The organism is Peribacillus folii (genome assembly GCF_030271255.1).
Lineage (GTDB): Bacteria > Bacillota > Bacilli > Bacillales > DSM-1321 > Peribacillus.
In genome coordinates this window covers 38,394-59,026 of sequence record NZ_JASJOM010000003.1, presented here as the reverse complement: position 1 = coordinate 59,026, position 20,633 = coordinate 38,394, and the positions used below count along the sequence as shown (strand labels likewise).

At 43.5% G+C, this 20,633-nt stretch carries 17 protein-coding genes; 2 read left to right on the top strand and 15 right to left on the bottom strand.

The window, feature by feature from the left end:
* Positions 1-9: 9 nt before the first annotated feature.
* From QNI08_RS05300 to QNI08_RS05265, 8 genes are all read right to left on the bottom strand, one after another.
* Positions 10-789 (bottom strand): enoyl-CoA hydratase/isomerase family protein, encoded by a 780-nt coding sequence (locus tag QNI08_RS05300; protein WP_285766399.1) that lies wholly within the window; start codon positions 787-789, stop codon positions 10-12.
* Positions 789-1,673 (bottom strand): 3-hydroxyacyl-CoA dehydrogenase family protein, encoded by an 885-nt coding sequence (locus QNI08_RS05295; protein ID WP_285766398.1) that lies wholly within the window; start codon positions 1,671-1,673, stop codon positions 789-791. Before QNI08_RS05295 ends, QNI08_RS05300 begins: the two co-directional genes overlap by 1 nt.
* Positions 1,674-1,719: 46 nt before the next feature.
* Positions 1,720-2,283 carry a TetR/AcrR family transcriptional regulator gene (locus QNI08_RS05290; RefSeq protein ID WP_285766397.1) on the bottom strand — a complete coding sequence of 188 codons (564 nt, stop codon included), beginning with the start codon at positions 2,281-2,283 and terminating at the stop codon, positions 1,720-1,722.
* Positions 2,284-2,353: 70 nt separating this feature from the next.
* A complete protein-coding gene (locus QNI08_RS05285; protein WP_285766733.1) occupies positions 2,354-3,964 on the bottom strand; it encodes a long-chain-fatty-acid--CoA ligase in 1,611 nt (536 codons plus the stop codon).
* A gap of 35 nt (positions 3,965-3,999) precedes the next feature.
* Positions 4,000-4,773 (bottom strand): SDR family oxidoreductase, encoded by a 774-nt coding sequence (locus tag QNI08_RS05280; protein WP_285766396.1) that lies wholly within the window; start codon positions 4,771-4,773, stop codon positions 4,000-4,002.
* Positions 4,770-5,999 (bottom strand): acyl-CoA dehydrogenase family protein, encoded by a 1,230-nt coding sequence (locus QNI08_RS05275; protein WP_285766395.1) that lies wholly within the window; start codon positions 5,997-5,999, stop codon positions 4,770-4,772. Before QNI08_RS05275 ends, QNI08_RS05280 begins: the two co-directional genes overlap by 4 nt.
* A 107-nt stretch (positions 6,000-6,106) precedes the next feature.
* Positions 6,107-7,429: an ATP-binding protein gene (locus QNI08_RS05270; protein ID WP_285766394.1), complete on the bottom strand. Its 1,323-nt coding sequence runs from the start codon at positions 7,427-7,429 to the stop codon at positions 6,107-6,109.
* A 171-nt stretch (positions 7,430-7,600) separates the two neighbouring features.
* Positions 7,601-8,953 (bottom strand): TrkH family potassium uptake protein, encoded by a 1,353-nt coding sequence (locus tag QNI08_RS05265; RefSeq protein WP_285766393.1) that lies wholly within the window; start codon positions 8,951-8,953, stop codon positions 7,601-7,603.
* 232 nt (positions 8,954-9,185) lie between these two features.
* Between QNI08_RS05265 and QNI08_RS05260 the strand changes: the two genes are divergently transcribed.
* The gene (locus QNI08_RS05260; protein WP_061144489.1) at positions 9,186-9,377 is read left to right on the top strand and encodes an alpha/beta-type small acid-soluble spore protein; all 192 of its coding nucleotides are present in this window, start codon (positions 9,186-9,188) and stop codon (positions 9,375-9,377) included.
* Positions 9,378-9,434: 57 nt separating this feature from the next.
* Here the strand turns inward: QNI08_RS05260 and QNI08_RS05255 are convergent, their stop codons facing one another.
* From QNI08_RS05255 to QNI08_RS05235, 5 genes are all read right to left on the bottom strand, one after another.
* Complete coding sequence (locus QNI08_RS05255; RefSeq protein WP_285766392.1) at positions 9,435-10,730, bottom strand: anti-sigma-I factor RsgI family protein; 1,296 nt, start codon at positions 10,728-10,730, stop codon at positions 9,435-9,437.
* A complete protein-coding gene (gene sigI / locus QNI08_RS05250) occupies positions 10,727-11,470 on the bottom strand; it encodes an RNA polymerase sigma factor SigI (protein WP_285766391.1) in 744 nt (247 codons plus the stop codon). The genes QNI08_RS05255 and sigI overlap by 4 nt, the downstream gene beginning before the upstream one ends.
* A 483-nt stretch (positions 11,471-11,953) precedes the next feature.
* Positions 11,954-12,736: a TerC family protein gene (locus QNI08_RS05245; RefSeq protein ID WP_285766390.1), complete on the bottom strand. Its 783-nt coding sequence runs from the start codon at positions 12,734-12,736 to the stop codon at positions 11,954-11,956.
* 260 nt (positions 12,737-12,996) lie between these two features.
* The gene (locus tag QNI08_RS05240) at positions 12,997-14,559 is read right to left on the bottom strand and encodes an aldehyde dehydrogenase family protein (RefSeq protein ID WP_285766389.1); all 1,563 of its coding nucleotides are present in this window, start codon (positions 14,557-14,559) and stop codon (positions 12,997-12,999) included.
* A gap of 16 nt (positions 14,560-14,575) precedes the next feature.
* Positions 14,576-15,673, bottom strand: a complete 1,098-nt coding sequence (locus QNI08_RS05235) for an SDR family oxidoreductase (protein WP_285766388.1) — start codon at positions 15,671-15,673, stop codon at positions 14,576-14,578.
* 316 nt (positions 15,674-15,989) lie between these two features.
* Here QNI08_RS05235 and QNI08_RS05230 point away from each other — a divergent pair, with 316 nt between their 5' ends.
* Complete coding sequence (locus tag QNI08_RS05230; RefSeq protein WP_285766387.1) at positions 15,990-17,183, top strand: FtsW/RodA/SpoVE family cell cycle protein; 1,194 nt, start codon at positions 15,990-15,992, stop codon at positions 17,181-17,183.
* A gap of 47 nt (positions 17,184-17,230) precedes the next feature.
* Here the strand turns inward: QNI08_RS05230 and nhaC are convergent, their stop codons facing one another.
* Positions 17,231-18,610 carry a Na+/H+ antiporter NhaC gene (nhaC, locus tag QNI08_RS05225; protein ID WP_285766386.1) on the bottom strand — a complete coding sequence of 460 codons (1,380 nt, stop codon included), beginning with the start codon at positions 18,608-18,610 and terminating at the stop codon, positions 17,231-17,233.
* Positions 18,611-19,049: 439 nt separating this feature from the next.
* Complete coding sequence (locus tag QNI08_RS05220; RefSeq protein WP_285766385.1) at positions 19,050-20,624, bottom strand: peptide chain release factor 3; 1,575 nt, start codon at positions 20,622-20,624, stop codon at positions 19,050-19,052.
* Positions 20,625-20,633: the final 9 nt, after the last annotated feature.

The window sequence follows — 20,633 nt, the reverse complement described above, 5'->3', positions numbered from 1 at the left end:
CCTCCTTGATTAACGGTGTACGAAGGACGGTTTACGCTTATCCAAGAAAGCGGAAACCCCCTCTTTGACATCTTCAGTTTGAAAGATTTCCACGAATAGATTTGTTTCTAGCTCCAGCCCTTCTTCAAGCGTCACCTCACTGCCATCATCGATCGCCTTTTTGATTCTCGAAAGTGCCTGCAGGGAGTGCCTGGTCATCCTTGAGGCTAGCATTTTCGCCTCGGCCAAACCGCTGCCCTGTTCGACGACTTTATTGACGAGCCCAATCTTTTCCGCTTCTGTGGCATTAAGCGGATCACCGGTAAATATCATTTCCTTCGCTTTTGCCTGTCCAACAAGTCTGGACAGGCGTTGTGTCCCGCCGCCTCCAGGAAATAGGCCTAATTTTACCTCTGGAAGGCCGATCTGAGCTTGAGCCTCGGCAACACGCAAGTCACAGGCCAAAGCGAGTTCACATCCTCCTCCTAAAGTAAGGCCGTTCAATACAGCTATCGTCGGTTTAGGGAACTGGTCGATCATTGTCAATACAGCATGCCCTTCCTTGACCGTCTCTTTCATATTTGGATTTCCCATCAGGCTGGGGAATTCCTTTATATCGGCACCGGCTGCAAACGCCATATCCCCAGCGCCCGTTACAAGCACTGCTACCGTTTCATTGTCGTGGGAAAGTTCCGTGAAGGTTTCTCCCAATTCTTCGAATACGTGCTTGCTAATGACGTTTAACGGCGGATTATCAATGGTGATGATTGCAAGTTTGTTACCCTTTTCCACTTTAATGAACCTTGTCATCAATTCTTCACCCCTTGATTTGGATATTCATACCAGCCCTTACCCGATTTTCTTCCCAAATGTCCCTGCTTTACCTTCTCTTCGATACAGGCGTTTGGCTTGTCCTCAGGGTTTCCAGTTTCATTGTATCGCTGCTGCATGACGAAATAGCCCACATCAATTCCCGATAAATCCATCAATTCAAACGGACCGATGGGATGGCTAAGCGCTTTTCGGCAAATTAAATCGATATCCTTATAATCGGCTATTCCTTCTTCATACAAATGAAGGGCCTCACGCTGAAGCGCACCCAAAATCCGATTGGCTACGAATCCCGATATTTCTTTCCTTAATAAAACGCCGGTCCTATTCATTTTCTGTGTGACGAGCATCGCTTGTTTCGCTGTTTCTTCAGATGTTTGATCACTCATGACCACTTCCACACAGTCCATTACCAGAGGGGGGAAAAAGAAATGCATATTTATGAACTTGTCCGGACGTTTTGTCACGCTTGAGAGCAAGCTATTGACAATCGTGGAACTATTGGTGGCAAAGATGGTTTCAGCTGGTGCCAGCTTATCCAAATTAGCGAAAAGGTTCTGCTTCACATCAAGCTTTTCCACAATCGCTTCAATGATCAAATCAGCTTCTTTAGCCGCCTTTTCCAAGTCAGTAGTGTATTGAAGCCGGCTAAAAGCCGCCAATTTCCGGTCTTCAGACAATTTACCTTTTTGGACCCATTTGGTCATGATCGCTTCCAATTTTACCTTGGCCTCATTCAATGCTCGTTCCTGAATATCCTGTAGGATCGTCTCATACCCTGCCAATGCGGCAAGCATCGCGATTTGGTGCCCCATCTGGCCTGCCCCGATCACGGTTATCGATTGAATTTGCTCATTTGTCATGTCTTCAATCTCCCTTCTACTAACTAGTCAGTATGCCGAACATACATCATGCTTCAATTCCATGGAGGATCATCCCCATGAAAATGTCGGCCACTTCCTGTTCATTTTTCTCACCCTCGGGATCGAACCAGTGATAGCTCCAATTGGCCACCCCCAAAATGGCAAAGGAGATGATGGAAGCATCGAGATTGCCACGCATTTCTCCGCTTGCGATGCCACTAATCAGCACCTGCTCGATTTTGCTGCGGAACTCATCTCGTTTCGGGAGGATTTGTGCCAATTTTTCATCACTTAAATTTTTCATTTCCCGAAAAAAAACCGTTGCGCTCGATTTTTTCGTTTTGATACTCTTTAATAGCATTAGGACGATATCGAAAAGGATATCCTTGCAGGTTTTCCCCGGAGTCGAAATGATTTTTGCCTGCTCATTGAGCAACTCGTCTATATATGCTAGGTGAATATCCATCAGCAATTGCTCTTTGCTCGTAAAGTAATAATAAAATGTACCTTTCGTAACACCAATCGATTCGACGATATCCGTAATCGACGTTGCACTGAAGCCCTTCTTTTCGAATAAGCGTATGCTATGTTCTGTCATTTTTTCCTTCATGTATGCACCCTCGCAATCTGTTAAAATTTCAGTTGATCAATATCATACGCTGTCGTACTCTCGTATCCTATTATTTATTGGAAAGTTCTTCCCTTAAGGCCCGCCTCAAAATCTTTCCGACATTCGTTTTCGGCAATTCCTCACGAAATTCGACGTAATGCGGAACCTTATAGGCAGCCAGGTTTGCACGGCAGTAATCGATGATTTCCCGGTCACTCGCCATTTTTCCATCCTTCAGCACGAGCACCGCCTTGACCGACTCTCCTCTGTAGGCATCCGGAACTCCAATGACTACCGCTTCCCGGACCGCCGGATGTTCATAGAGCACTTCCTCCACATCACGCGGATAAATGTTATAGCCGCTTGCGATAATCAAGTCCTTTTTCCTATCCACGATATACAGGTATCCCTCTTCATCAACTTTGGCGATATCACCGGTATATAGCCAGCCATCCCTAAGGGTGACTGCCGTTTCCTCCGGCATGTTCCAGTAGCCTTTCATCACTTGTGGACCTTTGACGACGAGTTCACCCATTTCTCCTGGTGCCACCTCTTTCGTCCCATCACCCAGGTCCATGACTTTATATTCGGTCGAAGGTACACCGATCCCGACACTTCCAGGTTTTCTTTGGGCAAATGCCGGGTTGCAATGCGTGGTTGGCGAAGCTTCCGTAAGCCCATATCCTTCCAAGATCATCGCACCTGATTTTCGCTCGAACTCCCGTAGTAGCTCGACAGGCATAGGCGCACTTCCGCTATTGCACAGGCTGATGGAACCCATACCGTATTCTTCGGCTTTAGGGTGATTCGTCAGTGCCACATACATGGTCGGCACACCCGGAAAAGTCGTCGGCTGTTCACGTTTTATCGTTTCAAGCACCTCATCGATTTCGAACCGAGGCAGCATGATTGAATCACCAGCTATATAAATGGATAAATTCATGGCGGATGTCATTCCAAAAACATGGAATAGCGGGATGATTGACAGCGTTCTTTGTGAACCAACCTTTAATTCATGCTTAAAGAACTCATAGCACTGCACGACATTGGCCAAAATATTACGATGGGTCAGCATGGCCCCTTTTGAACGTCCCGTCGTCCCTCCTGTGTATTGAAGGACGGCGATATCATGTTCAGGATCGATCAATACAGGCTCGATGCTGCCGTCTCCAGTCTCCATGAATGCATCAAATGAAGTATCAGGTGAGAAAGCGGCCTGCGATGGCTGCAAGCTCACCGCTATGATATTTTTCAGACTCGTATGCCGCTGCACAGTCTTCACTTTCGGATATAATCCATCCAACACAACGATTGTTTCGGCTCCCGAGTCCTGCAAGATATGCTGCAATTCCCTTTCAACCAGCATAGGATTGATTTGGGTGATGATCGCACCAGCTGTCAAGCACCCATAATATGCAATGACATATTGCGGGCAGTTGGGCAGCATGATTGCGGCACGATCGCCCTTTTTGACCCCTTTTTTCTGAAGCGAGGAAGCAAAAGCCTGCGATGCCAGAAAAAGCTCCTGATAGGTGATTTTTTGATTATAAAAGGTGATGGCTGTATTGTCTGGATAGGATTGACACGCATTCTGAAGAATTTTATGCATCGGGAAATCAGGCACCATTATTTCCTTTGAAATTGATTCGGGATACATCGAGAGCCATTTTTTTTCATTCATCATTCCATTCCCTCCAGCCATGTATTTACTTGTCCTTATTTTGCGTGTGAACCACCGTCGACTATCAGGATGTTTCCTGTCACATAATCAGATGCCTTTGATGCAAGGAAAACGGCTGCACCTTTTAAATCATCCTCACTGCCTAACCTTTTAAGCGGGGTGGAATCCAAGATTGGATTTTGTCCTTGCTCCAGTACCTCTTTCGTCATTTTCGTCGGAAAGAAGCCAGGTGCGATCGCATTCACATGAATATTGTGCTGACCCCATTTAACGGCTAAGTCCTTCGTTAACGTAATCACCGCCCCTTTGCTCGTATTGTATCCGACCGTATCGAGCACCCTGGGGTCCGTCCCCCCTAATCCGGCAACAGAGGCGATGTTAATAATTTTTCCATATCCCTGGCCGATCATGACCCTGGCTGCAGTCTGGCTCATGATGAAGGTTCCTGTTACATTGACATTCATCACCTTATGCCAGGCTTCAAGCGGCATGTCGATTGCTGGCGCCCCCCAGGATGCGCCGCTATTGTTGACGAGAATATCGATGGAGCCGAATGTACGGAACGTTTCATTAACCACTTCCTGTACATCTGAAGGGTTGGTGATATCGCACTTGAAGGAAAGCGCCCTGACTCCAAGCCGTTCGATTTTTGAAGCGACTTCATCGCATGCCTCCTTCTTTCTCGAACAAAGGACGACATTGGCTCCCGCTTCTGCAAAACCGGTCGCTATTTGTTCACCCAGTCCCCTGCCGCCGCCAGTTATGATGGCCGTTTTTCCAGTCAGATCGAATAGGTCCTTAACGTTCATATTTTCAGCTCATGCTTTTGTTGATATTTCCGTAGTTCGATTTTCGCCACTTGTGACCGGTGCACTTCATCCGGTCCGTCAGCAAGCCTCAGCGTCCGGGCATTGGCCCAATGTGCCGCAAAAGGGAAATCATCGGAAATTCCTGCAGCGCCAAATCCTTGAATGGCCCGATCAAGCACCTTCAATGCCATATTCGGCGCAACCACTTTTATCATCGCAATTTCCGACTTCGCCTCCTTGTTCCCGACCGTATCCATCATATAGGCAGCTTTTAACGTCAGCAGCCTCGCCTGCTCGATTTCAATTCGCGAATCGGCGACCCATTCCATGATCACGCCTTGTCCCGATAACGGCTTCCCAAAAGCGACACGACCTTGAATGCGCTTACATAATTCTTCAAGCGCCCTTTCGGCAGCGCCGATCAGCCTCATGCAATGATGGATCCTGCCAGGCCCTAATCTCCCTTGCGCAATTGCGAACCCCTTTCCTTCCCCCCATAATATATTCTCTGCCGGAACCCTCACATCCTCAAAATTGATCTCGGCATGCCCATGCGGAGCGTGGTCATAGCCGAATACAGGAAGCATTCTTTCGATTTTGACACCTGGTGTATCAAGCGGTACAAGAATCATGGACTGTTGCTCATACCTCGATGCTTCAGGATCCGTCTTTCCCATTACGATGGCAATCTTGCAGCGCGGATCTCCCGCCCCTGAAGACCACCATTTCCGGCCATTTATGACATACTCATTACCGGACCTTTCAATCCTGCACTCGATATTGGTTGCATCGGATGACGCTACATCAGGCTCCGTCATCGAGAAGCATGAGCGGATTTCCCCTGCAAGCAGCGGCTTCAGCCATCTTTCCTTATGGTCAGCGGAACCGTACCTTACCAAAACTTCCATATTGCCTGTATCAGGTGCATTGCAGTTGAAGATTTCGGGTCCTATCATCGACCTTCCCATTATCTCGCAAAGCGGTGCATATTCCAGATTCGTCAAACCAGCCCCAAAACTGCTATCAGGTAAGAATAAATTCCACAATCCTTCTTCCTTTGCTTTTGCCGTCAATTCCAATAGTATCGGCGGTATATCGCTCCAACGGCTTTTCTGATTTTCGAGCTGTTTTTGGTATACAGCTTCATTTGGGTAGACGTACTTTTCCATGAATTCAGTTAACTTGGTTTCCAGAGCTTTCACCTTTTGAGTATGTTCGAAGTTCAAATTGATTTCCTCCTCTACCAACTGACCGGTTAGTATGTTCTCACTTTTACAGTATATACATAATTTTCAGATTTTTTCAACCAATTTCATTCGCTTATTTTCTTAGCCTAACCATTCTTCCTTTTCCCTTTTTCGCTGCCGCTTTTCTCCTTTGGCTGGACAGCAGGAAATACACAGACGATTTTCGTACCTTTTTTCATTTCACTTGTTATGAAAACCTTGCCGCCATGCTTTTCGATAATCTTGAAACAAACCGATAATCCCAAACCAGTACCATATGCTTTCGTCGTATAAAATGGTTCTCCCACTTTCTGAAGGGAATTTTCCGGGATGCCTTCCCCCTCATCCACAATGCTCACAAATACTTCTCCGTTTTTTTCAAATATGGCCAAAAATATATTTCCGCCATTCGGCATCGACTCTATCGAGTTTTTTATCATATTGATCAACACTTGCTTGATTTGGTTTTCATCAAAGTTCATGAAAACCGGATCTTCGTCATAATTTTTATGAATTTGGATATTGTTCAAGACGGCGTTCGTCTCAAGCAGTGTTACGACATGATTGCAGCTTTTTTTCAAATCCTTTTCAAGGAATAGTGCTCCGCTCGGTTTGGAAAGCAGGAGGAGTTCATTCAAGACTTGCTCGATCCGATTGATTTCCGAAAAAATGATATCAAAATATTCCTGTTTGTCTGCCCCTCCATCCCTGATTAATTTGACGAACCCCAATATTGCCGTCATCGGGTTTCTCACTTCATGCGCTATGCCCGCGGCAAGTTGGGCAGCCGTGGATAGCTTGCTTGACGTGATTGCCAAATGTTCGTTCAGGCTTACTAGCTTTTCTTCGGCATGCTTCCGTTCATTGATTTCGGATAATATTCCTGCAGTTCCAATAAATTTCCCTGCTTCATCATATATCAACTTAACGAATGCTTCGACCCAGCTGCTTCCTTTTTTCCCGTCACGTAACTTAATGTCAACACGAAAATATTTATTTCCTTGCTGAAAGGATTCCGCAAAGGCTTTTAATACGTCTTGATACGAAGCATTATCCATATGTTTCGAAAAATGCAGGCCAAGTGATTCATTAACGGTTGCACCGCTCATCGACTTCCAAGCCGGATTTAAATACAACCATTTTCCTTTATGGTCCGTTTGGAAAATGACCTCATTGAAGCTATTGATCAATTCCTTGGAGTACTTGGAGAAAATACGATAACGTCCTTCGCTATCCTGCAATAGAGCAATTGTCCTCCTTCTATCATCATAAATTGCACCTAAACACCAGGCCAAGGCTAAAAAGACGGATAAATAAATTCCCATTAACGCAGAGACTTCATCTTCTTTCAGGACGATCCATCCTATCATCGGCGAAATTAAAAAGAAGAGCAGAACGGGAACCATGATCCTTCCAGTATATTTCTTCATTTCCTCCACCTCCTTTACGAAACAGGTAAACACAATAACAAGCTAGTCAGGCACGTATATATAAATGAAAAATAACTTTATGGTAGGTAAATTTCAACATTTAATCATTGATTCCTGCAGCCAACACAAAAAACCTTTCCTGGAAGGAAAGGTCCACGCTCAGCCAGCGGTTTAGCCAATGATGACACGTTCTTTTGGATAATGATAAATTTCCGTAATTTCTTTGTGGCCTATGATATACAACAGGGAGGTTATCCCTACACGGCCAATAAACATGATGATCATAATGACAATCTTACCCGTATGGCTAAGATCAGGTGTGATTCCCATCGAAAGACCTACTGACCCAAAAGCAGAACATACTTCAAAAATGATTTGGGTTAAAGTGAAATTCTCTGTGATTGTCAAGATGAAGATCGCGATTATGCATAGAAGCGAACCCATGATCATGACGGCTGTTGCCTTCCTTAAATCATCGGGGTGGATCTCCCGTTTAAATACTTTAATGGAACGTCTTCCACGCATGAAATTCCATAAGAAAAGAATCATGATGGCAAGAGTGGTCGTGCGGATACCCCCTCCTACTGAACTCGGGGAAGCACCAATGAACATCAGGATGCTCAACAATAAAAGCGTCGGCTCCGAAAAGTCGCTCACATTCATCGTTGCCAATCCACCGCTGCGTGTATTGGAAGACATGAATAAAGAATAAAAGAATGATTCATGCCAGTTCTTGTCTTTGAAGAATCCGTTCACTTCCAGCAAAAAAATCATGATCGTGCCGCCGATGATAAGCGAAAAGAATGTGACTGATGTCAGCTTTGTGAATAAAGAAAAATGAAACTTATAAGTACGGGCACGATTGGATAGAAATTCTTTCAACTCAATCAAGACCGGAAATCCGATGGCACCAAGGGTAAGTAAGATAATCGTGATGAATTGGACGAAGTAGTCATCTTTAAATGGAATCATTGAAATGCCGGTTATATCGAAACCAGCATTTGTGGTAGAACTGATCGCCAAAAACAGCCCGTTAATGAACGCATCCTTCGGGTTTGGGTAGTAATTCAAGAAATACACCCCTAAAACCAGTGCACCGATCATTTCAATTACGACAAATATTTGGATGATTTGTATCAATAATTTCACAAGCCCTGAAAGGTTCGATTGGTTTTGATCTGTCATGATCAATTGCCTTTCCTTCAAACCGATCTTTTTCCCCAGGATCAGCCAAAAAAAAGTTCCAAGCGTCATGATGCCGATTCCGCCGAATTGGAGAACGAACATCAGGATGAAGTAGCCAGCTTCACTGAACACATCAGGCGTACTGACCACCGTCAAGCCAGTTACGCTTACAGCACTGACAGCAGTAAATAGCGCGTCCATGAATTCCCACTCCACACCAGGCTTCAGGGCAACCGGCAGGCTTAGTAGGATTGTGGAAATGCTGACAGCTAAAAAATAATAACCGACAATAAGCTGAGCAGGTGTTAACTTTGATAATATTTTTTTGATAGCAACCATTAAGAGTTTCCTTTCTTACTCCTTTATAACTATTTGGACCCCATACCCATTAAATATATAGTTTACCCTTTTTTCTTTCTTTTTTCCATTCTCTTGTGAAACTGACTTACTTGCAACATTAAGCCAGCTTTTCCAAAAAGTTTGATGGTGCCACCATAAGTAAAACTCCTCATTCTACTTATACTATCATTACAGCGGCAGAAGCCGTTGAAAATGTAAAGGGGAGATTCAAATGGCTAACAGCAGCAACAACCTTCTTGTTCCTGGAATCGAACAAGCACTGGATCAAATCAAATATGAAATCGCATCAGAATTCGGTGTACAACTAGGTTCCGATACTTCAGCACGTGCCAATGGTTCAGTTGGTGGAGAAATAACCAAACGCCTTGTACAACAAGCTCAATCACAACTTAAAGGACAATAATAATTTATCACAATTGAATATCCATGGCTAAGAGTCCAGCTTCCTGCTGGACTCTTTTTAATGATTCCATTTATGCCGGTTTTCCTCATGATCATTATCCCGTTCCCGTTTCTCCATCTCCCGGTTACCTTTTTTTTGATTGTGCCTTTCATGATCTATATGATCCTTTTCTCGTCCCTCCCCCTTTTCTTGGAATGATGGTCGTCCTTTTCCTTCATGACTGACCTTTTCCTGTTTCCGCTCATCTCTTGCATAGTTACTTCGTTTATCACGGTTGCTTTGCTTGCCATGAAAGCTTCGTTTACTTTGATCGTTCCGATTATATTGAATGGTTTGGCTGTTTCGATTTGCATGATTGCCACCTTTTTTTTGAATGCTTCTGACGTTTGCTTGTTGATTTTCCGCTTCTTTTCTCTTTTCCTGATCGCGATTGCTCTCCATGCGTTTGTTACCAGTATCATCCGGGATAATTTTTTCTTTCTTTTGGTTTGGCTTTGTCCCCGAATTTTCAGGTTTTTGCAGTTTGGACTCAGATGAGATCTTTTGTTTGCTGTCATTCGTAATGCTCACTTTTTCATTTTCCGGATCCGTTTCTGGAATGTTGCCCTGCTTTTGGGAAGCGCCCTTTTTCTCTTCCGGCTGTTTATCTTGTTTATTGTCCCTCTTGTTGACTTTTTCGTTATCTTGATCACTTTTCAATTTATTTTCGATATATTTACCAGTCGAGATGCCTTTTGCCTTGGCTTGCTCCCGATCACTTTTCGTTGCCTGGATCACCTTCATCTTTGTTTTTGAAACGTTTTCCTGCTCGGATATTTCTTTTATTTCTTCTTTCAAATTACGATCCAGCTTTTTATCTTTATCCAAGAGCGTTGTTGACACGACTATTTGTTTTTGGCCTTTCAAATATCCAAGTTGCTTTGTCGTTTCGACAATTCGGTTTGTAACCGTCTTTATTCCCTTGCCTTTCCAATCTTTAAGCTGACCGATGACAAGCTTGCCGTCTTCGTTCAAGCCGGTAAGCTTGAGCACTTCCAAATGGTCATCAAGCTCCAATTCAATACTCGGGTTCACATCAATCGTCATGTAAGCCGAAACATGCCCAGTAAAATAAGACGGAAGGATTGAAAAGAGGATCAAGAAGGTGGTGGCGATGCTTAACACGGCCTTTTTCTTGAAAGTCGATTGGAAGCTGAACATGGTGTAGGCTGTCTTTTGTATGACCGGGGAAAAAGTGATCTCCTCACCGACTTCATATATCCTTTCGTCTCTTTTCGTTTTCAGGAATTCACCCTCGGGGGTCAATAGGGTAACAAAACGCTTATTAACTGACAGAATAACTCCCTTTTTCATCCATTGATAGCCCCTTTTATATAATCATTCAAGTACAAGAAATCTCCGTTTATTATGATTGCCACAGCAATGATGTACTTTCGGTTCCGTTCAATTGTTTTTCTGCTTACTTCCACTTTCCCCTCAAGCTGCTTCACTGGCAGCCGCTTTTTTGCAAACAGGATTTCTTTCAGTTCATCATCATCCATTAACCGCTTGGCGATCTGGATAGCTCCCCTCCTGGCATCAGCGTGTTTGGGAGAGTTTTCAACAAGGTCTTCAAACGACAGCCCGAAATCCTGTAAATGGGTAATATATAGGTGAATTTCTTCTCTTCTTTTTTCAGTTTCCTTTTGCTTTTCAAATTCATGGATGGAATTTTCATTATCGATGTATATATGGCTTTGATCATCATCATCATTAAGCGATAGATCCAGAAGGATTTCTTTCCGCTTTGACTGGCTTCTTAAATAATCTATAACCCTTCTTTTAACAAGGGTTTCAGCAAATGCCAATAACGATCGGCCTTTGTCAGGTGAGTATTTGTCAATTGCTTCGTTAAACGCAATCAAGCCAATACTGAACTCATCATCTGATTCATATATGTAACGTCTGCACACTGACGAGACGGTTTTTGCGATAAAAGGTTTGAATGACTCTATGGTATCATTACGAAGGCTTAAGTCGCCCCGCTGAATTTTCAATACGGTTTCTTCTAAAGAACGCTTTTTTTTGAATGCTGTAAACAACAATCCAAGCATTTGCTCACCTCGCTCCTGTTGATAAAAAATAGGAATCAACATACTTATCTTAAGCGGAGCAAGTCTAAATGACAGTACCAAAAGAACTATTTTTGCCGTTTTATTAAAATCACATCATTAAGTAACATGACAAAATACTTAGTTTTTTCTCATTTATTACAGTGCAATTACATTACAATATCTTTTTTCGTCTTTCAAGTCCAAACGAATGGGACAATTGTCATTTTTCTAATCATAATTTAATATTTACAGCTTTTACATATCATTCGAAAATGTTCCACGCGTTATGTGGGTAATGCCCATAAATCCATTTGGTGTTTGAAAAATACCGTTTCTTTTCGTTACTCTCCACTTTAAATGAGGACAAAGGATGCCAAAGAGTGCATCTTTAGAATCGACTGCATGTATGCTGGACAATAAAAAGGGTTTTGGAATGTGACCATTCCAAAACCCTTTCACCTTCAAGCCGGGGCTTGCTGTTTTTTATGCTTCACGTATTTGTTTTTCTTTTTTCTCTTTGTTCTCTTTTTTGCTTGAGATGATCCAGGCACCTGCCGCTATGCCGATCAGAACCACCCAGAAGATCGATTTCCATAGTGTAGATTCCGGGAAATGATGGTCGATGATGGCTAATGATGGGTGAGCAAGTGTATATACGGCTAATTTCACCCCTACCCAACCTACGATCAAGAATGCTGCCGTTTCCAGGGATGGGCGCTGATGAAGCAATTTTACAAAGCCATTTGCTGCAAATCGCATGATGACCAATCCAATTATGCCGCCAAGGAACATGACCGTGAATTGTCCGCCGTCAATGCCGCCAACCTTCATCCACCCTGTTGCCGGTAGCGTAACAGCCAACGCAACTGCAGCCAGCATGGAATCGATGGCGAAAGCGATATCTGCAGCTTCCACTTTCAGCACGGTCATCCAGAAGCCGGATTGCTTTTTCGGTTTAGTGACTTCCTTTTCATTTGTGCCAGCGTACTTTTTGTAAATGTGCTGAAAAGCAATGAACAATAAGTAAATGGCCCCAATTGCTTGAACCTGCCACACGTCAACCAGAAAGGAAATAAGGAACAGGCTTGCAAATCGGAAAACGAAAGCTCCCATGAGACCATAAAACAGTGCCTTGCGTTGTTGCTCCTTTGGTAAATGTTTAACCATGACCGCCATGACGACTGCATTATCCGCAGCGAGTATTCCTTCCAACCCGACCAAAATGAGAAGGACCCAGCCATATTCCAACAGTATTGATGCTTCCATCCATTCAACCTCCAATAGTTTGTATTTCCTTCCTATCGGCATCGTCAAAATAAATAAAAAGACCTTTGCCATATAGGCAAAGGTCTTGCTGAACATGATAACATGTCAACAAAGCCGATGAATGTTTCCATTCACGTAATGACGACTTTGTTTTAGGGCGAACCCTAACGCTACTCCCCTTTGAAAAGGAAAATCAGTTATTAAGTATATTACTAGTATACGCCATTGATATGAAAATAACAATCTTTTTTATGATTGGATCAATCTTTCCGTTTCATTTTGGATAGCTTGATCAATTTCAAATAATCTTTGCTGAAGCTAATCCAGTTCGTTTTACCGGAAAAGTAATTTTGGAACAAAGATAAGAAGCTCGTATATTTCCCATCATATGGATACCATTGTATTTCCGTATTTTTACGACCATTGTCTATCATGATCGCTTTTTCATGGCAAAAAATCTTCAGTCCCTGCTCACCGTGGTAACGGCCGATGCCACTTTGTTTTGTACCGCCAAAAGGCAAATGGTGATTGGCGACAGTAACGAGCACATCATTAATGGTCACCGCTCCTGTCACTAACTGTGATGCAATTCGCCTTGCTTTTTCCTTATCATTTGTCCATACACTTGAATTCAGGCCGTAATCACTTTCATTTGCCAAGAAGACCACTTCTTCCTCGGAGTCGAACGGTACGATAGGCAACACGGGGCCGAACGTTTCTTCATTCAAGATTTTCATGGAATGGTCGACATTGGACAGAATCGTCGGAGCAATGAAATGGGTCTCCCCCTTTTTCCAGTCTTTTGGCCGTATACCAGCTTCAAGTATCGCCCCCTTTTCAAGGGCATCCTCCAAGTGTGCAGCGACAATATCCACCTGGGCCGGAAACGTCATCGAGCCGATATCATCCTTTAAATGAGTGCCTTGCCTCATGGCCTTCGTTTTTTCTTTAAGCAGCTCCAGGAATTCCCGAAAAACCGGCCGTTCCACATACACCCTTTCGACACTCATGCAAACCTGCCCGCTATTCGTGAACGCCCCCCATAGCGCTGCGTTCGCAGCCCGTTCCAGGTTCGCATCACGAAAGACGATCATCGGATCCTTTCCTCCAAGCTCGAGGGTGGTCGGAATCAATTGTTTTGCAGCCACTTCACCAATCATTTTTCCTGTCCTTACAGATCCAGTAAAAAAGATATAATCTGGTTTTTGCTGCGTTAACGCAGCGCCCAATTCTTTCCCACCATGCGCAAATTGAATCGTATCCTTAGGAAACCCCGCTTCAACAAATAGATTTTCCATGCATACACCAACCAACGGCGTTACCTCCGATGGCTTGGCAATGACAGTATTTCCGGCTGCAAGCGCATTAAGAATGGGCACCATCGCCAATTGCAGCGGATAATTCCACGGCGAGATGACAAGCACAATACCTCTAGGCATATACTCAATATAAGATTTCTTTCCGACCAACATGAGCGGTGTTGCGACCTTTTTCCCGGATAGGGATTTAATCGCGTGCTTTTCTATATGCTTGATTGCATCGATCGTTGGCATGATATCCGCAACCAATGCTTCTATTTTCACTTTTCCCGTATCTTTTGAGATGGCTTCAGCTATTTCATCCATTTTTTCAACCATGAGCAGGCGAAGCTGTCGTAAATACCTCAGCCGCTCACTTACGGAAAGCTTCGACCATGATTGGAAGGAATGTCTTGATTTTGTATATACATCAGGAATGGATGACAGTGGCGTCGGTTTCAGCTCGGCAATCTTTTCGCCTGTAGCCGGGGAAAACACTTCCCACTTGTCATGTTTTTCTTCCATAAATACTCCCCTTGCTTCATCTTATTTTGAGTTGATATTCTTTCTCATGTTTGTGTGTTATATAATAATCGACCATGGCAGGGACGCCTTCTCTGAAGTCTGGGCACATGATGCCTGAAGCTTTTAGATCTCCTTGCGCCAAAGAGCAGTCGAAACGCCCCTTCCAAGTGAAATAATCAAGGGCCTCTTTTTCCACACCTAAATATCTACGTAATGACGGTATGGATAAAAACGCCTTACTCAGTGACAGAGGTACATGCCCCCTTGGTTTTTGATTATGCAATTCCGCTACGAAGAGCTCATATATTTCCCTAGCCGTACACGGGTTGGGATCGGTCAGGTGATAGGTCTTACCTGCCCCTTCCTTATATAATGCCAGAAATGCAGTTGCCTGTATAATATAATCGATGGGAACAAGATTCACGACCGTTTCTCTCTCCGTTGAGATGTATGGAAAAAAAGGAAGGAAACTCAGGCGATCAAGAAAATTAAGGATAAAATAAGGGCCATCGAATTTAATCGTTTCCCCTGTCCGAGAATGACCTTTTACGATACCTGGCCTGATTATCGTGATGGGAATTTCTTTTTTAAGCTCTTCGACCAATAATTCAGCTTCATACTTCGTTTGTTCGTAATGGTTCTTAAAGCTCTTCGGCCGCGTCAATTCATGTTCATATAAACACCCTTCCCTCATCCCCGCTACATAAGCCGTGCTGAAATACGTATACCTCTTGAGTGCAGTCACCCCTTTGGCCCATTCGTTCACTTGCTTCGTCCCCATTACATTGATAAGCCTAGCCAATCTTTCCGGTACAGCCAGATCATATATCGCTGCAAGATGGAAAAGGTGCGTGACTTGCTGCTGAAGTTCATGGTATACATCCAATGAACAGGCAAGGTGCTCTTTTGTAATATCCCCTATTACAATCTCAAAGGCGACTTTCTTTCCAGACGACTCTTCAAGCCTTTTGATTTCCACTTCCGCTTTTGCCGTTTGCTGGGGTAAAACAAGCAAGTATATCTTGTTGATCGCTTCATCACGCCTTATTAGCTCCATGATCAATTGGTTGCTGATGAAACCTGGGAACCCGGTAAAAAAATAAATGTGCTCCATGTAATCCTCCCTCACATCCACCTTTGACTTTTATCTCCTCGTCATAATAGTACTATCTCAATGGAATATATAGTAAAAAAAATTTTTTTTAAAAGGATTTCCTCTTTCACTATCGAACGTAATGATATAAGAATTGATGTTCCGCGAAGGATGAAAAGACCAATTACTGTCAAATTAACGGATTAAGTGTTTACTATTGTTTCTTGGAGGATAAATTCATGTTACACAATAAAAATTATTATCTAAATAACAGATTTTCCGGTACTATAGAAGAAGGCGATTTTTTCGCGCATACATATTTGAGGTGAGCGCACAAGTGAAAAGAATAATTAAAGCATACGACTTTCCGATTTTCATCGCTGTCGTACTACTATGTTTGTTTGGTTTAGTGATGATTTATAGTTCGAGCATGGTCACGGCTGTCGCTCGATACAAGGAGCCCATGGATTTCTTCTTCGAGAAACAAAAAGTGGCCTTTATCATCTCATTCCTGGCAATGATCGTTACGATGATCCTACCTTATAAGATGTACAAAAACAAAAACTTTTTAATGCTTATGATGTTAGGAATGGCCGGTATCCTTTTGTTGCTGTTTATCTTTGGACATACAGCAGGAAATGCCACAAGCTGGTTCAAGGTAGGAACAAAATCGATCCAGCCAGCCGAATTTTCGAAACTTGCCATCATCATTTATCTTGCAGCCATTTATGGAAAAAGGCAGGATCGAATCAACAGTATTGATAAAGCCGTCATCCCCCCGATTTTCTTTCTTGTATTCATTTGCTTTTTAATCGGGATACAACCTGACTATGGGACGGCCGCTGTCATTTTCCTAATTTCAAGTACCATGATCATTTCATCTGGCATGTCCTTTAAGAGTATATTCAAACTCTCTCTGATCACCTCGATATTCGTTGCCATATTTGCACTGGGGATCCTTCTGACAGGAAATATGTCATCGGTTTTCTCTGAAAATAAAGTGTCCCGTTTCACGGGATTTGCAGATCCTTTCGGTCAAGAGGGCGGTAATGGGTATCAGCTCGTGAATTCATTGTATGCGATTGGATCAGGCGGCCTTACCGGTGTCGGGCTTGGTGACAGTGTACAAAAATACGGCTATCTCCCTGAATCACATACGGATTTCATCATTTCCGTCATTGCAGAAGAACTTGGAATATTCGGGGTAGGCTTCGTATTACTATCTTTAGGTTTTATCGTCCTTAGGGGATTCATACTCTCAGCAAGGTGTAAGGACCCCTTCGGCAGCCTGCTATTGATCGGGATCTCATCCATGATCGGCATTCAGGTTGGCATCAATATTGGCGGTGCTACTGGACTCATTCCCATCACAGGGATCACGCTCCCCTTCATCAGCTACGGCGGTTCATCCTTATTGCTGCTGATGCTTTCCATGGGCATATTCCAAAATGTCGTCATGCGGATGAATTTATTGGAACAGAAGGAAAAGGTCATTTCCATTCCAAAGGATGAGATTGCTTCAATGAAATAAGTGATTCACGTGAAAAAACAGGCAGTCGAGACCGACCGCCTGTTTTTTCATTTATAATGGATACCTATTTTCGTAAAGCCAGAAATCAAACTAAGCAAAGGGCAAATCAAGCAAAAGAATGCAAAAGGCGCATACTCAAGGGTTGGAACTCCCAATACCTGCGTCAGGAATACCCCGCATACCCCCCAAGGAACAAGTGGATTGACAACTGTTCCCGCGTCTTCAAGTACCCTTCCAAGCGTCTTTGGCTGCAAGCCTAGAGCTTCATATTTCTGCTGAAAGGCTTTCCCAGGCAATATAACTGACAAATACTGTTCCCCCACTAGGAAGTTCACGCTTATACCTGCAAATACGGTAGCTGAAATCACTTTCGCTACACTCGTCAATGAACCCTGGACCGCATTTAGGATGGAAGGGATGACTCCCAATTCAAACAAAAGACCACCCATCGCCAGTGCCAGCAACACCATGGAAACGGAGAACATCATGCTTTCTATGCCGCCCCGCGATAGGATGGAGTCAAGTTGTTCCATCCCGCTCTTCAGTACAAAACCGCTATATAAGTTATCCGCCATTTTTGCAACGGTCATACTTGGCGTTTGCATGAAGGCAATGACCGCCGCTGACACGATTCCTGCTGACAATGTCGGAATTGCCGCCATCTTTTTCAACGCCATGACCAGAACGATGACAAACGGTATCAAGCTCCATAAGCTGATGTTCGTTTCCGTTTGCAAGGCATTGGTCATGGCTTCTATTTCCTCAACACGAGCCAGTTTGACATCCGGTGATAGGAAGTAAAATAGAATAAGTGATAGTAAAAAACCAGGAATCGTTGTCCACTGCATATTATTTATATGTTCGAATAGCGGCACTCCAACCGTTCCAGAAGCAAGGTTTGTCGAGTCGGATAATGGAGACATTTTATCTCCAAGAAATGCTCCGGAAATGATTGCACCTGCTGTTATCGCGAGCGAGAAATCCATCGCCGACGCCATCCCTATGAAAGCGACCCCGACTGTGGCTGATGTTGTAAGTGAACTCCCGATACAGAGCCCGATCAGCGAACATACCAAAAATGTTACCGCATAGAAATACTTACCGGAAATCCAGTCAAAGCCATAGTACATGAGGGTGGGGATCGTACCGCTTGCCATCCAGATCGAGATGAGCATTCCTATGAAAAAGAATATATAAATCGCTCCCATACCTGAAACTGCCCCTTTGACGATAGCAGTCTCCATAATAGAAAATGGCAGCTTCTTGATTTTTCCATAAACAAATAAAAATAAGATAGCTGCAATGATCGGAATATGAGGAACGAGTTCATAATGTATGATTCCTATTGCAATGATTAAGAACAGAATCGCTAAAACAGAAATTGCTTCAAGTAAAGAGAGTTTTAGCTTGGCATCTTCAAGACGCATGATGAATTTTCCCCGCTTTCATTTTGTATGTTCCATGAAGTAATGAAACTATTATTATCTACTGATATGCTTTTAAGCGTTAAAGTACCAGCTAAATATAAAGGAGTTACTGACGTTTGTCAAAGGTATAATTTAGGAGGGACGTCTCGCCAATCATCCTCTGTGCTTGAATTACTTTGTCGTCCACATGATTTTTTATGTATTTCCAATCCAACTGACAAATTTGAAATAAAAACAAGAAAAGCCTCTAACATGGGCTTGCCTGCAGACACCAATACTATAAATGCAAGCCATGACGGTTTCGTTAATAATGGGCCATGTTGAAGATATTGGAGTTGTGCAATGCTGTCCTCCCCTGGAAAAGTGAGTTCTTGGGGTGAATAGGATCATTTGAGTGCGCTGAAAAAGCCCGTGTACATGAATGACACGGGCTTTCACATTATTTCAGATCCATTGGATTATATAATTCCACGTCAGGATTCTTATCTTGGAACCAACGTAGAGCAAACTCATTTTCAAATAGGAATGCGTATTTGTCAAAACGGTCTTTAACAAGTATGCTTCTTGAGCTATGAAGATTTTCATCAAGCTTTTCATCTTCGGCCCAGCGTGTGATTTTACTGCCCATGCGCTCCATCAGGACTTCGACATTGTACTCGTTCCTCATCCGGTGCTCGAACACTTCAAATTGAAGCTGCCCAACGGCACCAAGCAGGTATTCTTCCATGCGGACCGTTTTAAAAAGCTGTATCGCCCCTTCTTGTACAAGTTGATTAATTCCTTTATGGAAATGTTTCTGTTTCATGACGTTTTTAGCTGTTACACGCATGAATAGTTCCGGAGTAAATTGTGGTAACCTTTCGAATTGGAACATGTCTTTGCTCGTCGTAATCGTGTCGCCGATTTGGTAATTCCCCGTATCATATAAACCAATTATATCCCCGCTTACCGCCTCGTTTACCGTATTCCGATCATCAGCCATGAATTGGGTTGAAGAAGAAAGGTTGATTGGTTTTCCCGTCCTGCTCAAGTTGACACTCATTCCTCGCTCGAATTTACCGGAGCAGATGCGCAGGAAAGCAATCCGATCACGATGCTTTGGATTCATATTCGCTTGGATCTTGAAAATGAAGCCGGAAAAATCATTACTGAAGGGACTCATTTCTCCAGACGTTGTCATCCGCGCTTGAGGAGCAGGTGCAAATTGCAGATAAGCATCCAAAAACGTCTGGACACCAAAAGTCGTCAAGGCACTTCCGAAGAATACCGGACTAAGCTTGCCATTGGCGATGCTTTCTTCAGAGAATTGGTTGCCTGCTTCAGTCAATAGCATGATTTCTTCCAAAGTTTGCTCATATAACTGGGAATCCTTCAGTGCATGATCGATTTCAAGTTCACCTTCGGCATTCAAAGGGAGGAAGCGATCCTCGCCTTCTGTCTTGAACTGTTCAATCCGATTGTTGAACCTATCGTAAATGCCTACAAAGTCTTTTCCCATCCCGATTGGCCAGTTCATTGGGTACGTTTCGATACCCAATACCTCCTCAAGTTCGGCAAGCAACTCGAGTGGCATTTTACCTTGACGGTCCATTTTGTTGATAAACGTGAAAATCGGGATTCCCCTCATTTTGCACACCTTGAATAATTTAACGGTCTGATCCTCGATTCCCTTTGCCGAATCGATGATCATCACGGCGCTATCAACAGCCATCAGTGTACGGTAGGTGTCTTCACTGAAGTCTTGGTGACCTGGTGTATCAAGAATATTCACACGGAAATCATCATAATCGAATTGCATGACGGAGGATGTAACGGAAATTCCACGTTGTTTTTCAATCTCCATCCAGTCACTTGTTGCATACTTGCCAGTTTTTCTCGCTTTAACTGTTCCGGCATCGCGAATCGCACCGCCAAACAGCAATAATTTTTCGGTCAAAGTCGTTTTCCCGGCATCCGGGTGAGAGATGATTGCGAAGGTCCGACGCGATTGGACCTCATCTTTTAATGTAGTCATAAAATGTTC